Origin of the sequence: Pseudomonas sp. NPDC078416, assembly GCF_050268485.1 — a bacterium.
Classification (GTDB): Bacteria; Pseudomonadota; Gammaproteobacteria; order Pseudomonadales; family Pseudomonadaceae; genus Aquipseudomonas.
Genome location: NZ_JBNNGV010000011.1, coordinates 97,765 through 111,730, shown reverse-complemented (window position 1 = coordinate 111,730; position 13,966 = coordinate 97,765). Strand labels below are relative to the sequence as shown.

Genomic DNA, 13,966 nt, shown 5'->3' with positions numbered 1-13,966 from the left:
GGACGTCCTCAGGCGGCGTTCTTGAGTTTCGGGTCCAGCGCATCGCGCAGACCGTCGCCCATCAGGTTGATTGCCAGCACGCTGAGCAAAATGGTCAGACCCGGGAGGCTCACCACCCACCAGGCGCGTTCGATGTAGTCGCGGGCCGAAGCGAGCATGGTGCCCCACTCAGGCGTCGGCGGTTGTACACCCAGACCCAGGAAGCCCAGCGCCGCAGCGTCGAGGATCGCCGAGGAGAAACTCAAAGTGGCCTGAACGATCAGCGGCGCCATGCAGTTGGGCAGCACGGTGATGAACATCAGGCGCGGCAGCGTTGCGCCGGCCAGACGCGCGGCGGTCACGTAGTCACGGTTCAGTTCGCCCATCACCGCAGCACGGGTCAGACGCACGTAGGACGGCAGCGAAACGATGGCGATGGCGATGACGGTGTTGATCAGGCCAGGGCCGAGGATCGCGACGATGGCCACAGCCAGCAGCAGCGACGGCAGCGCCAGCATGATGTCCATCAAACGCATGATGGTCGGGCCGAGGATTTTCGGGAAGAAACCGGCCAGCAGACCCATGAGGATCCCCGGAATCAGCGACATCACTACGGACGACAAACCGATCAGCAGCGACAGGCGCGAACCCTGGATCAGGCGCGACAGCAGGTCGCGGCCCAGTTCATCGGTGCCGAGCAGGAACTGCCATTGACCGCCTTCAAGCCAGACCGGTGGGGTCAGCAGGAAATCGCGGTATTGCTCGCTCGGGTCATGGGGGGCAACCCACGGCGCGAACAGGGCGCAGAACACGATCACCAACATGAACAAGAGGCCCGCGACGGCGCCTTTGTTCTTGGAAAAGTGCTGCCAGAACTCTTTGTAGACGGACGGGTAGAGCAGGCTTTGATCGACTGCTGCTACGGGAGTAGGTGTGCTCATAAAAAGGGATCTCAGCGCTGATGACGAATGCGTGGGTTGGCAAAGCCGTAGAGGATGTCCACCACGAAGTTGACCAGAATCACCAGGCAGGCGATTAGCAGGATGCCGTTTTGCACGACAGGGTAGTCACGGGCGCCGATGGCCTCGATCAGCCACTTGCCGATACCCGGCCAGGAGAAGATCGTCTCGGTCAGAACCGCACCGGCCAGCAGCGTGCCCACTTGCAGACCGAACACCGTCAGTACCGGGATCAGCGCGTTGCGCAGGCCGTGCACGAATACCACGCGAGCCGGCGAAAGGCCTTTGGCGCGAGCAGTGCGCACGTAGTCTTCACGCAGGACTTCGAGCATCGAGGAGCGGGTCATCCGGGCGATGACCGCCAGCGGAATGGTGCCCAGTACGATGGCCGGCAGAATCAGGTGACGCAGGGCGTCCATGAACGAACCTTCTTCATCGCTGAGCAGGGTGTCGATCAGCATGAAGCCGGTTTTGGGGGGAATGTCGTAGAGCAGGTCGATACGTCCCGATACCGGGGTCCAGCCCAGCGATACCGAGAAGAACATGATCAGGATCAGGCCCCACCAGAAGATCGGCATCGAGTACCCCGCCAGGGAGATACCCATGACCCCATGGTCGAACAGGGACCCTCGCTTCAATGCCGCAATGACACCGGCCAGCAGCCCGAGAATGCCTGCGAAGATCAGCGCCGCAATCGACAGTTCCAGTGTTGCCGGGAACAGCGAAGTGAATTCGGACCACACGCTCGTGCGCGTACGCAGCGATTCGCCCAGGTCGCCATGGGCGAGCTTGCCGACGTAATCGATGTATTGCGCATAAAGGGGTTTGTTCAGGCCAAGACGTTCCATGGCTTGGGCGTGCATTTCCGGATCGACCCGGCGTTCACCCATCATCACTTCGACAGGGTCGCCGGGAATCAGGCGAATCAGGGCGAAGGTCAGCAAGGTGATGCCGAAGAAGGTGGGTATGAGCAACCCCACTCGGCGAGCGATAAAACTAAACATCTTCTCGTGTACCTCATCAGCCGGTTAGGCATATTCCGGCGGGTCTCTGGGTAGAGTCCGCCGGATTATTCTTCTACTTCACTTGGGTGGTAGCGAAGTTGTTAGTGGTGAGAGGGCTGACGTGGTAGCCCTCTACGTTGTTGCGCATTGCAGTGAACATTTTGGTGTGGGCCATGCTGATCCATGGCAGGTCCTGATTGAAGATCACTTGAGCCTGCTCGTAGAGCGAGGCACGTTCGGCCGGGTCGGTTTTTTCCCGTGCCTGATCGATCAACGTCTGGAACTTCTGATTACACCAGCGCGCGTAGTTTTCGCCGTTTTTGGCGGCCTCGCAACTGAGGTTCGGGGTCAGGAAGTTATCAGGGTCGCCATTGTCACCTGCCCAGCCGGCCGACACCATGTCGTGTTCGCCGTTTTTGGCACGTTTGAGCATTTCACCCCATTCCATGACGCGAATATCTAACTTAATGCCGACTTTGGCCAGGTCGGCCTGCATCATTTGCGCGCCGAGCATTGGGTTCGGGTTGGTTGGACCGCCGCCGTTACGGGTGAACAGGGTCAGCACGGTGCCTTCAGGAACGCCGGCTTCCTTGAGCAAGGCGCGGGCCTTGTCCAGATCGTGGGCAGGGTTTTTCAGGTCTTTGTTGTAACCCAGCAGGGTGTCCGGGTATGGATTGACTGCGACGGTGGCGTTGCCTTTGCCAAATAGGGCGTTGACGTAGGCTTCTTTATCAAACGCGATCTCGATCGCCTTACGCACCCGCACGTCGCTCATGTACTTGTGCGTGGTGTTCATGGCGATGTACGCAGTGGTCATCGCGTTCAGCTCATCAACCTTGAGGTTCGGGTCTTTCTTGATGCTCGGGATGTCGTCCGGCTTCGGGTACAACGCAACCTGACACTCGTTGGCCTTGAGTTTTTGCAGGCGCACGTTGTTGTCGGTGGCGATTGCGAAGATCAGAGTGTCAGCCGGCGGCTTGCCACGGAAATAATCCGGGTTGGCCTTGAAGCGAACCTGAGCGTCCTTGGCGTAGCGCTGGAAGACGAACGGACCGGTGCCGATGGGCTGGCTGTTGAGGTTGTCGGTCTTGTTGGCCTTGAGCAACTGATCGGCGTATTCCGCCGAGTACACCGAGGCAAAGGCCATGGCGACGTCCGCCAGGAACGGCGATTCGCGGCGGGTCAGGGTGAACTTGACGGTGCTGTCGTCAACTTTCTCGACGCTCTTCAGCAGCTCTTTGAAACCCATGCTCTCGAAGTACGGGTAGCCGACCTGCGACTGTTTGTGCCACGGGTGGTTGGGGTCCAGTTGACGCTGGAAGCTCCAGACCACGTCATCGGCGTTCATGTCGCGGGTCGGTTTGAAGTATTCGGTGGTGTGGAACTTGACGCCCTTGCGCAGGTGGAACGTGTAGGTCAGGCCGTCATCGCTGATCTCCCACGTGTCGGCCAATGCCGGAACGATCTCCGTGGTGCCTGGCTTGAAATCCACCAGACGGTTGTAGATGGTTTCCGCCGACGCATCGGCGGTCACGGCGGTGGTGTAGAGCGCCGGGTCGAAACCTTCCGGGCTGGCTTCGGTGCAGACCACCAGAGGCTTGGCCGATACGCCGATCGCAACGCTGAATACCGCCAGTGCGATCGCGCTGCGCAATGTTGCGAGTTTGAATGTCGATTTCAAGTAACGCACTCCGCAAGTGATGAAGCCATAAGTGAGTGGGTATCGGGCCACGAAGTTCGGTAAACCGCCCCTGGTGGCCCGATCGATCGTGCTGATTACATAATGTTGAATGGAATCGTGGTCACCAGACGGAACTCGTTGATGTTGCCGTCAGCCTGGTTGGCGCTCGCGCGGTGAGTGGTGTAGGTCGCACGCATGGTCGAGGCCTTCAGCGGGCCGGACTGCAGGGTGTACGACGAGCCAACACCGTATTCGTAGTGAGTTTCGCCGTCCATTCGCGAGACGTCGTAAGCGGTGCCTTTGTAATGGGTACCGTCGATGTCGAAGCCGCGCGCCTGGTAGATGTTGAACTTCAGGCCAGGCACGCCGTAGTCAGCCATGTTCAGCAGGTAGCTCAGCTGAACCGACTTCTCGTTCGGGCCGTTGAAGTCCGAAAGCAGGGAGTTGGCCAGGAAGATGGCGTTGGTGTCGTGGACATAGTCGAAGTAGGTGTCGCCTTCGACTTCCTGGTACGCGACGCTGAAGCTGTGGGCCTTGTGGGTGGCGGTCAACGACAGGCTGTAGGTGTCGTTGTCGATCTCGCCCATCTTCTTCTGACCGGAATCCTTGGTCTTGTAGTAGTTCAGGTTGGTGCTCAGGCCCAGTACATCGGGGTCACCCAGTTCGTGGGTGAACGCGAAGTAGTACTGATGCCAGAAGTCTTCGACGTTGGAGGCGTAGAAGCTGGTGGTCAGGCTCTTGAACGGTTTGTAATCAACGCCGGCCATGTCAACGCGATCGGCGGTGGCGGTGTTGTTGGTGTACTCGGAGCGGAACTTGGTCAGGCTCTGCTCGGTACGTGGCGACACGCGGTCGAAGCTGCCGGCCTGGATCGAGATGTTGTTGAACTCTTCGCTCAGAATGCTCACACCTTCGAAGCTCGAAGGCAGCGCACGGTTGCCGATGTAAGCCAGCACCGGGGTGTTCATCGACTGGCGGCCGGCGGTCAGGGTCGTGTTGGAAACGCGCGCCTTGATGTTGCCCAGGCCCAACTTGCTCCACTGTCCAACCGGGTCGCCGTTGTTTTCGGTCAGCGTACGGTTGGCGCCGCCCATCAGGTCGTCTTTGTCACGGTCCAGCGCAACGGCGTTGTACACGGCCATTTGCGTGGCGAAGCCGACGGTGCCCTGGGTGAAGCCCGAGCTGTAGTCAACGATCGTGCCCTGAACCCAGTTGATCCGGCGCGGATCGCTGTCGACCACAACGCCGTTCTCGCTGCGGCGGAACTCGCCGCCACGACGCAACAGTTCGTTGGCGTACCAGTTCTTGGTCGAACCGGTCAGTTTCGAGTCTTCCAGAAAACCCTTGGCTTCGCCCTGGAGGTTGCTGGTGGCCAGTGTGGTCGGAACGAATTCCTGACTGGTCGGCTCTGCCTGGGCCGCGACGCTGATGGCGAGGACGGATAAGGCGAATACAGCGGTGCTGGCTTTTTTCACGTTTTGAAGCTCCCGATTGCTGCTTTTTTAGAGGCGGGCTTTTTATGGTGTAGCCCGCTCGGTGGTGCGGCCTCATGGCCATTTTCCTGCCTATCCGGCGAAACGCGGATAAAGCAATGCCAAAGGGCGTGGTTGCGCCCTCAGGCATGGTTTTTAATTATTCGGCGAGGCTGACGCCCGAGAAGTTGTTGCGGTTGAACGGACTCACCAGGAAACCTTGCACTTCCTTACGCAGCGGCTGGATCACCGTCGAGTGGGCAATCGGCGTGATGGGTACCTGTTCTTTCAGGTAATGCTGAGCCTGTTTGTACAGCGCGATGCGCTGGTCCTTGTCCGTGGTCGAGACGGCGGCCTTGACCAGTGCGTCGTATTTTTCGTCGCACCACATCGAGTAGTTGTTGCCGCCGATGGATGCGCAGCTGTACAGCGTGCCCATCCAGTTGTCCGGGTCACCGTTGTCGCCGGTCCAGCCGATCAGCGAAATGTCATGTTCGCCGTTCTTGCTGCGCTTGAGGTATTCGCCCCACTCGTAACTGACGATGGTCGCCTTGATGCCCACCTTGGCCCAGTCGGCCTGAAGCATCTGAGCCATGAGCTTGGCGTTGGGATTGTAGGGGCGCTGGACCGGCATGGCCCAGAGGGTCAGCTCGGTGCCTTCCTTGACGCCGGCGGCGCGCAGCAACTCGCGCGCTTTTTCCGGGTTGTAGGGCGCATCCTTGACCGTGTCGTCGTAGGACCACTGTGTCGGTGGCATGGAGTTCTGGGCCAGTTGCCCGGCACCTTGATACACCGCGGCGATGATCGCTTTTTTATCCACCGCCATGTCCAGCGCCTGGCGGACCTGCAGGTTATCCAGCGGGGCGTGGCGCACGTTGTAGGAGATGTAACCCAAGTTGAAGCCGGGCTTCTTGATCACCTGCAGGTCTTTGTCCGCCTCGATCGACTCAACGTCCGCAGGGCGCGGATTCAGCGTCACCTGACACTCGTCTTTTTTGAGTTTTTGAATGCGGACCGAAGCATCTGTATTGATTGCAAAGATCAACTGATCAATCTTGACGCGACTCGGATCCCAGAACTGTTTGTTTTTCACGTAGCGAATCTGAGAATCTTTTTGATAGCGCTGAAATACAAACGGGCCGGTGCCAATGGGTGCCTGGTTAATATCGCGCACATCACCCGAGGCCATGAGTTTTTCAGCGTATTCAGCGGACAGAATTGACGCGAAGTTCATGGAAACGTTCTGGATGAACGCCGCGTCAACTTTGTTGAGTGTGAATACGACGGTCATCGGGTCGGTCTTTTCCACCGACTTGATGTTCTTGTCCAGGCCCATGCTGGTGAAGAACGGGAACTCGGTCGGATAAGCCACGCGGAAAGGGTGGTCCTTGTGCAGCATGCGATTGAACGTGAACAGCACGTCGTCGGCATTGAAATCGCGCGTGGGGGTGAAGAACGTGTTGCTGTGGAATTTGACGCCTTCGCGCAGATGGAACGTGTAGGTCAGGTTGTCAGGGGAGATGTCCCAGCTCGTTGCGAGAGCAGGTACGACGGTGGTTTCGCCGCGTGCGAACTCGGCGAGACGGTTGTAGATCGGCTCGGCGGCGTCATTGTCAGTGCCGGAGGTGTACTGACCGATATCAAACCCGGCCGGGCTGCCTTCCGAGCAGAAGACCAGGCTTTTGCTGGCGGCCTGAACCACGGGCGTCATAGCCAGAAGGCCGGCGGCAATAAGTGATGGCATAACGATATTCGAACGCATGATATTCCTTATCGTGAGAGGCGCATTAATTGCGAATACCTGCGCGATCCATGGCAATCGTTTGCGCAAATGGAGAGTCATCGCCCGGATACATCTCACTGTTCAAGATAAATAACGGACTGCATTTGCGGCTCGTCAGAAGGTATGTCTCTGGCGCCACACAGTCCATAGTTACGCGTGCTTCAAAGTCTGTAGGAAAAGTGCATATCGTTAGTAGGCAAGGACTGTAAGCAAGTCGCTACTCATCTAACGATAGTCAATTTCATTTACCGATCGAGCACATGACAACGCGGTCGCGTCGCCCTTGGGCAACGCGACCGGGTGGTCATCTGGAAGTATTACTTGCCGCTGACGCTGACGCCGTAGAACGAGTTCAGACCGAATGGGCTGATCTTGAAGTCCTGAACTTCTTTGCGCATCGGCTGATAAACAGTCGAGTGGGCAATTGGAGTCATAGGCACGGCATCTTTGAGCAGATGTTGAGCCTGCTTGTACAGCTCGGTGCGTTTGGCCTGATCGGTGGTTTCCTTGGCCTGGTGGATCAAGGTATCGAACGGCTTGTCACACCATTTGGCGAAGTTGTTGCCGTTAAGGGCGTCACAGCCAAACAGGGTTCCCAGCCAGTTGTCCGGGTCACCGTTGTCGCCGCTCCAGCCAATCAGCATGGCACCGTTTTCGCCGGCCTTGGCGCGCTTGATGTATTCGCCCCACTCGTAGGAAACGATCTTGGCGTTGATGCCGATCTTCTTCCAGTCATTCTGGAGCATCTCGGCCATCAGCTTGGCGTTCGGGTTGTAAGGACGCTGAACCGGCATCGCCCATAGGGTGATCTCGGTGCCTTCCTTCACGCCTGCCTGCTTGAGCAGCTCCTTGGCCTTGGTGACGTCGAACGGTGCATCTTTGATCGTGGTGTCGTAAGACCATTGGGTCGGTGGCATGGCATTGACTGCCAGTTGGCCTGCGCCTTGGTACACGGCGTCGATGATGGCTTTCTTGTCGACAGCCATGTCCAGCGCCTGACGTACTTTCAGGTCAGCCAGTGGGTTCGGCTTGTCTTCGCCCTTGATCTTCGGCATCACGTTGTAGGCGATGTAGCCCAGGTTGAAGCCGGCCTGATCAGGCATCTTCAACGCAGGGTCGGCTTTCAGCGTAGCGAGGTCAGCCGGACGCGGATAAGCAGTGATCTGGCATTCGCCCTTCTTCAGCTTCTGCACTCGAACCGAGGCGTCAGTGGTGATGGCGAAAATCAGGTTGTCGACTTTGACGTCTTCAGGCTTCCAGTAGTCCTTGTTCCCGGTGAAGCGGATGTTGGAGTCTTTCTGGTAGCTCTTGAACACGAACGGGCCAGTGCCGATCGGCTTCTGGTTGATGTCTTCCGGCTTGCCTTCTTTGAGCAACTGCGCAGCGTATTCAGCGGACTGAATGGACGCGAAGCTCATTGCCAGGTTCTGGATGAACGCAGCATCGACGGTGCCGAGGGTCATCTTGACGGTGTGATCGTCGACCTTCTCGATCTTGGTGATGTTGGTGTCCATCGCCATGTCGGTGAAGTACGGGAATTCGGTCGGGTACGCCTTACGGAACGGGTCGTCCTTGTTGATCATGCGGTTGAACGTGAACAGCACGTCATCGGCATTGAAGGTACGCGTCGGTTTGAAGTACGGGGTGGTGTGGAATTTCACACCTTCACGCAGGTGGAAGGTGTAGGTCAGGCCATCCGGGGCAACGTCCCAGCTGGTGGCCAGGCCTGGAATGACAGCGGTGCCGCCACGTTCGAACTGGCTCAAACGGTTGAAAACGGTCTCGGCCGAAGCATCGAAGTCGGTACCGGTGGTGTATTGACCTGGATCGAAACCAGCAGGGCTGCCTTCGGAGCAGAACACCAGGTTCGATGCTGCATGGGCGAAGGGAGCGCTGGCGATCAAACCTGCGCCGAGAAGAAACGGAATGACCGCTTTTTTGAGCATGGTGGCCTCAGTTGTTGTCATTTTTTGATTGAGGGTACGGCCTTTTGAGCCGGTCCCGCGGATACTTATGCAGGCGCCATACCCAAAGCAAGATGTTGGCGCCAGCAAGGTGACAAACAGTGGCACGAACGTACACGAATGTCGCATAAGTGTAATTTCTGACGCTGTTGAACGTTTGCGTGTCGCATATCGATATCTTTGCAGCACCAAAAAGGTGCATCGCAACGTGGCGATTGCACCCGCTTCGGTCATCAAGTGTTACTTCGCTGTTGGTTTCAGCTGATTACTTGGACAGGCTCACGCCGTAGAAGGGCGTCAGGCCGAATGGGCTGAGTTTGAAATCCTGAACCTCTTTGCGCATCGGCTGGAACACCTTGGAGTTGGCGATCGGGGTGATCGGGACGTCGTTTTTAAGGATGTTCTGCGCTTGTTGGTACAGCTTGATCCGCTCATCGCGGTTGCTGGTCAGTTTGGCCTGGGTGACCAGCTTGTCGTAGCCGGGATTGCACCACTTGGCGTAGTTGCTGCCGTTCACCGCCGCGCAGCTGTACAGCACGCCCAGCCAGTTGTCGGGGTCGCCATTGTCACCGGTCCAGCCGTAGATCATCACGTCGTGCTCACCCGCCTTGGCGCGCTTGATGTATTCGCCCCACTCGTAGCTGACGATGTTGGCCTTGATGCCGATCTTCGCCCAGTCTGACTGAATCATCTGCGCCGACATGCGTGCGTTCGGGTTGGACGCGCGCTGCACGGTCATCGCCCACAGATTGATCTGCGTGCCCGGTGCAACGCCTGCTTCCTTGAGCAGTTGCTTCGCTTTGGCCGGATCGTGGGGCGCGTCCTTGATGTTCGGATCAAAGCTCCACTGCGCCGGTGGCAGAGCGTTCTGTGCCAGTTGCCCCGCGCCCTGATACACCGCTTTGATGATGGCTGGCTTGTCGATGGCCATGTCCAGCGCCTGACGCACTTTCAACTGATCGAGCGGCGGATGGGTCACGTTATAGGCGAGAAAGCCCAGGTTGAATCCGGCCTGACTCAGCACCTTGAGATTCGGGTCCTTCTGCGCTTCTTCGATGTCCTGTGGACGCGGATAGCCGCTGATCTGGCATTCGCCGGTCTTCAGCTTCTGCAGGCGGGTAGCGGCGTCGGTGTTGATCGAGAAGATCAGGTTGTCGAGCTTCACGTCCTCCGGCTTCCAGTATTCCTTGTTGCCGACGTAACGGATCTGCGCGTCTTTCTGATAGCGCTTGAACACAAAGGGCCCTGTGCCGATCGGCTTCAGGTTGATGTCGCCGGCCTTGCCTTGCTTGATCAGTTGCGCGGCGTATTCAGCCGACTGAATCGAGGCGAAGCTCATCGCCAGGTTCTGGATGAACGCGGCATCGATGTTGTTCAGCTGGAAGCGGACCGTCTGATCATCGACCTTTTCGACCTGCTTGATGGTGGTGTTCATGCCCATGTCGGTGAAGTACGGCGACTCCGACGGGTACGCCTTGCGGAACGGGTCGTCCGGGTTCAGCAGGCGGTTGAAGGTGAAAAGCACGTCATCGGCGTTGAAGTCGCGCGTGGGTTTGAAATAGTCCGTGGTGTGGAATTTCACGCCGGGCCGCAAGTGAAAGGTGTAGGTCAAACCGTCGTCGGACACATCCCATTTGGTTGCCAGGCCGGGCTCAACGTCCGTGCCGCCGCGCTTGAACTGGGTCAGGCGGTTGAAAACGGTTTCTGCGGATGCATCGAACTCGGTGCCGCTGGTGTACTGGCTGGGATCGAAGCCGGCAGGGCTGGCTTCCGAGCAATAGACAAGGGTGCTGGCCGCCTGGACTGACGGAACGCAAAGCGCCATGGCCGCTGCCAGGAGCAGGGGTTTGAAGGTTGTGTCCATGTGAACCTCATAAAGTGCGGCACTCATGCCTGAATTCATCGACGGGATGATAGACCGCCAAGAATGCCGCACAGCTCACTTGGGCAACAAGCCACGGAAATTCATAAGCTTATTACTTGATGAACTTTTGCAGCTCTTTCCACCAGGGTGTGCTGGAAACCACTTTCATGAACCCCTGCTCCAGAAAACCCTGCACGCCAGAGGTCTGAGAGGTTTTGCTGTTGAACACGTAGTCCAGATAACTCTGACTGTCTTTGATGAGGGTGTTCTGGATGGCGCGGAGTTCATCGATCGCCTCTTGCTGGGTCTTGTCCAGCTCGCTCTTCGATTCACTGCGTGCCACTTCCGCCGGATTGCTGCCCGCCCATGCCGTGACGATCGGGTACTGCCATTCGCTGTCGGCGGGATGGCAGAAGAATGCCGAGGCGACGGCGACCGGATCGGCCCCAGGTTTGCCAGCCCAGTAATCGACCATGGACTGGGCAACGTTGCGCACGGCTTCGGTAGCGAGCAGCGCCGCCAGATCGTGAAGCGGGTGTTCGGCGTGATCTTTGGAAAGTTGCGAATGGCTCGGTTCAAGGGTCGGATCGACATTCGGGTCACTGCCCAGCAGGGTTTGCGCATCGTCGACGCTGTTGCCGATCCAGGTCAAAACACCTTGCGCCGCACTGTTGTAGGCGTTCAGCAGAATGCCCGCCGGGGTGTTGATCAGCCAGCGATAGAACTTGAGGGTGTCTACGCCCATTTTCTCGGCAAGCGTCACCAGACCGTCCCTGGCCGTCAGCAGCGCGTTGAAGGCAGTGAAGTAATCCTGATCAGGATGTTCGCTCAGCAGCACCAGCATCACTTTATCCCGGTCCGAGCGATAACCTGACTGTGTGAGCTCGAACTCCAGTTCCCGGGTGGAAAAGAGGATTTTGCCCAGCGGTCCCGCCAGACTGGCGATCACGTCAGTGGCCCCGAACGTGCCCGTGACCAGGGGCAGATTCCATTTGACGTTTGCAGGCGTTGTCCAGGGCAGAACCCGGACATGCCCTGCCTTGATCAGGCTCAGCTCTGCGAAGTTTGAATGGGCGAACAGGTCTTCGAGCACATGCAGCGCGGCACCGAAGCTGCGCAGTCCGTCGAGGGAACGGCCTTGTTTCATGGCCAGACGCAGCTCCTGTTCCATGTAGCCCACCGCGTTGCCGATGTAGCGCTTCATCGACGTGTCTCGGTCCGCACCCAGGGATGGATCGCCGGGAAGCACCCAGGCTTCGAAGTCCGGATCGCGCACTTTCGGGTCCGGAAAAGGAGGATCGATGGTCAACGGATTGTCTATGTGTTCCTGCGGGCGATAGACGCCGAGCTTTTTGGCCGTGACCTTCATTTCGTTCGGGTAGCGCATCCGGAGATCGAAGAATTTTTTAGCGGCCAGCACATCGACGAGGTCGGTCCAGCTCTCGCGGGACAGGGTCGCCGGAAATTCTTTTGGCATGTCCGCTGCGCGGGTAATCTTGGGATCGACGACCTGTGAGTAATCCCGCAGCCAGTTGCCGAAGTAAACCGCGTCTATTTCGTTCTGACTGAAATTGAAATCCCGCAGCACCCATTCGATCGTCTGGTGAGTGCTGCCTTTGGAGTCAGTGCCGGCTTCGAAGGCTTCACGATCGCAATGGCTGTGCGAGGGCTCGAAGCGCAGGTCTGTCGAGGCCAGATAGTCGCGAATGGCTTCGCAGGCTTGCTGCCAGGAAGTCGCGTACTGACGGTCGGTGGAGGCCACCTCGGAATACGTGGCGAAGTTCATGTCGTCTCGCGACGGAGAAGCTGCCTCGGTCATCCACAAGGTGAACAGATGGCCTTCCTCGAATGGCGCATCGTTCGCCAATGGAGCGTTCTCATCGCTCAGTTCCCGGCGCAGGACATTGTCGATGTGGTGGCCGAATTCGTGGAGCAGTGCGGTCAGCAACCACCAGTGGTGCTGTGGATGGGCAGTGGTGCGGACGAAGAATGCCCAGTCGACGCGGATGACCCGCTCGCGGTTGTCATAGTCGGCTTCGAAGCCCAGCTCCCAGGCAAGAAGGACGGCAGGGTTTTGCACTTCTCCCGCCAGTAGCTTGTCCTGCAGCTTCGTGTAGAGGTGAGGCGGGATGTCGTTGCCGAAGACGTTGCTCATCTCCAGGGCAAAAGCGTCTGGCGCGAGTTTTTCGGCCACTTGGGTCAGCAGGTCCAGCGCGAAGGTACTGCGTAACGTGCGTGTGGTCATGTCGACCGGAATAACAGGTTGAGCTTGAAAAGGCATGATTGGATTCTTCCTTGAATCATTGGCGGCGCTCGGCCGTGCCTTGAAGTGCAGGCGGCCTGAGTGCGCGTTGAGTGTGTGTTTCCGGGGACAATTCTATTTATTCCGGCCAGCGTGGAAATCGGTCGAATCGCCCTGAGCCGTAGGAGAAGCGTGCCGCGCTGATGGGGAAGGGGCGACGGGATCGCCGGAAAAAAGGGGGGGAGGGGGAGGGAAAAGGCGGCAGCCAGCGGCTGCCGCCGTGTGCATCAAGGGATAGCGACTTCGATGACACCGTCTGCTGCCACGCTGACCTGACTGGTGCCGGCTTCGACATCAGGCGTTGGCGCGGCATCGGCACGAGCGGCCTTCATCATCATGACCGGCGCGCGCAGGTACGGCTGCGGGAAACCGGAGGTGTTCAGGTTCAGGTTGACCAGCTTGTACCCGGTGCCGCCCAGTGCGTCAGTCACCAGTTTCGCGCGGGCGCGGAACGCGGCAACGGCGTCTTTAAGCAACGCGTCCTCGCTGGTCTTGCGCGCGGGATTGGAAATCGAGAAGTCCATGCCGCCCATCTTCATGTCGCCACCCAGCAGGTCGCCGGTCAGCTTGGAGAGGGCGGCAAAGTCGGCGCTTTCCAGGCGCAGTTCGGCGTGCTCACGCCAGCCGGTGATCTTCTGGCCTTTGTCGTCGTAGATCGGGTAGCTGTTGCGGCTGCCCTGACGAATGTTGATGTCCTTGACCTGACGCGCTTCGCCCAGGGCCTTGTTCAGGGTTTCAGTAACGCCGGCCGCCAGTTTGGCGGGGTCGGTGTTCTGCGATTCGGTGTAGAGAGTGACGGTCATCAGGTCGCGCTGGACTTCCTGGCTGACCTCGGCGCGGACTGAAACCTGGTTGTAGTGAACGTCGTCGGCGAGGGCAGGGGTGCTGGCCAGCGCGAGTGCGCCGAGGGTGAACAATGTGGCAGTGGGGCGAAGGCTGAACATAAAAACTCCTTGTT

Annotated in this window: 9 protein-coding genes; all 9 read right to left on the bottom strand. The window is 58.5% G+C overall.

The window, feature by feature from the left end:
* Positions 1-8: 8 nt before the first annotated feature.
* Positions 9-920, bottom strand: a complete 912-nt coding sequence (locus tag ACQKEN_RS12870; protein ID WP_427685928.1) for an ABC transporter permease subunit — start codon at positions 918-920, stop codon at positions 9-11.
* Positions 921-931: 11 nt separating this feature from the next.
* The gene (locus tag ACQKEN_RS12865; RefSeq protein ID WP_065990182.1) at positions 932-1,942 is read right to left on the bottom strand and encodes an ABC transporter permease subunit; all 1,011 of its coding nucleotides are present in this window, start codon (positions 1,940-1,942) and stop codon (positions 932-934) included.
* Between the two features lie 73 nt (positions 1,943-2,015).
* Positions 2,016-3,623 carry an ABC transporter substrate-binding protein gene (locus tag ACQKEN_RS12860; protein WP_427685925.1) on the bottom strand — a complete coding sequence of 536 codons (1,608 nt, stop codon included), beginning with the start codon at positions 3,621-3,623 and terminating at the stop codon, positions 2,016-2,018.
* A 95-nt stretch (positions 3,624-3,718) separates the two neighbouring features.
* Positions 3,719-5,098 carry an OprD family porin gene (locus ACQKEN_RS12855; RefSeq protein ID WP_427685923.1) on the bottom strand — a complete coding sequence of 460 codons (1,380 nt, stop codon included), beginning with the start codon at positions 5,096-5,098 and terminating at the stop codon, positions 3,719-3,721.
* Between the two features lie 157 nt (positions 5,099-5,255).
* Entirely contained in the window at positions 5,256-6,857 is a 1,602-nt protein-coding gene (locus ACQKEN_RS12850) for an ABC transporter substrate-binding protein (protein WP_427685921.1), read from the bottom strand.
* Positions 6,858-7,195: 338 nt separating this feature from the next.
* On the bottom strand, positions 7,196-8,824 hold the full coding sequence (locus ACQKEN_RS12845) for an ABC transporter substrate-binding protein (RefSeq protein WP_427685919.1): 1,629 nt from the start codon (positions 8,822-8,824) through the stop codon (positions 7,196-7,198).
* 283 nt (positions 8,825-9,107) lie between these two features.
* Complete coding sequence (locus ACQKEN_RS12840) at positions 9,108-10,706, bottom strand: ABC transporter substrate-binding protein (protein ID WP_427685984.1); 1,599 nt, start codon at positions 10,704-10,706, stop codon at positions 9,108-9,110.
* 112 nt (positions 10,707-10,818) lie between these two features.
* Positions 10,819-12,987, bottom strand: coding sequence for an HET-C-related protein (locus ACQKEN_RS12835; protein WP_427685918.1), 2,169 nt, complete (start codon positions 12,985-12,987; stop codon positions 10,819-10,821).
* 248 nt (positions 12,988-13,235) lie between these two features.
* Positions 13,236-13,952 (bottom strand): SIMPL domain-containing protein, encoded by a 717-nt coding sequence (locus ACQKEN_RS12830; RefSeq protein ID WP_427685917.1) that lies wholly within the window; start codon positions 13,950-13,952, stop codon positions 13,236-13,238.
* Positions 13,953-13,966: the final 14 nt, after the last annotated feature.

Excerpts from the sequence above, each read along its gene's own strand:
- ACQKEN_RS12870 (WP_427685928.1), bottom strand. The coding sequence starts at position 920 with ATGAGCACACCTACTCCCGTAGCAGCAGTCGATCAAAGCCTGCTCTAC.
- ACQKEN_RS12865 (WP_065990182.1), bottom strand. The coding sequence starts at position 1,942 with ATGTTTAGTTTTATCGCTCGCCGAGTGGGGTTGCTCATACCCACCTTC.
- ACQKEN_RS12850 (WP_427685921.1), bottom strand. The coding sequence starts at position 6,857 with ATGCGTTCGAATATCGTTATGCCATCACTTATTGCCGCCGGCCTTCTG.
- ACQKEN_RS12845 (WP_427685919.1), bottom strand. The coding sequence starts at position 8,824 with ATGCTCAAAAAAGCGGTCATTCCGTTTCTTCTCGGCGCAGGTTTGATC.
- ACQKEN_RS12840 (WP_427685984.1), bottom strand. The coding sequence starts at position 10,706 with ATGGACACAACCTTCAAACCCCTGCTCCTGGCAGCGGCCATGGCGCTT.
- ACQKEN_RS12835 (WP_427685918.1), bottom strand. The coding sequence starts at position 12,987 with ATGCCTTTTCAAGCTCAACCTGTTATTCCGGTCGACATGACCACACGC.
- ACQKEN_RS12830 (WP_427685917.1), bottom strand. The coding sequence starts at position 13,952 with ATGTTCAGCCTTCGCCCCACTGCCACATTGTTCACCCTCGGCGCACTC.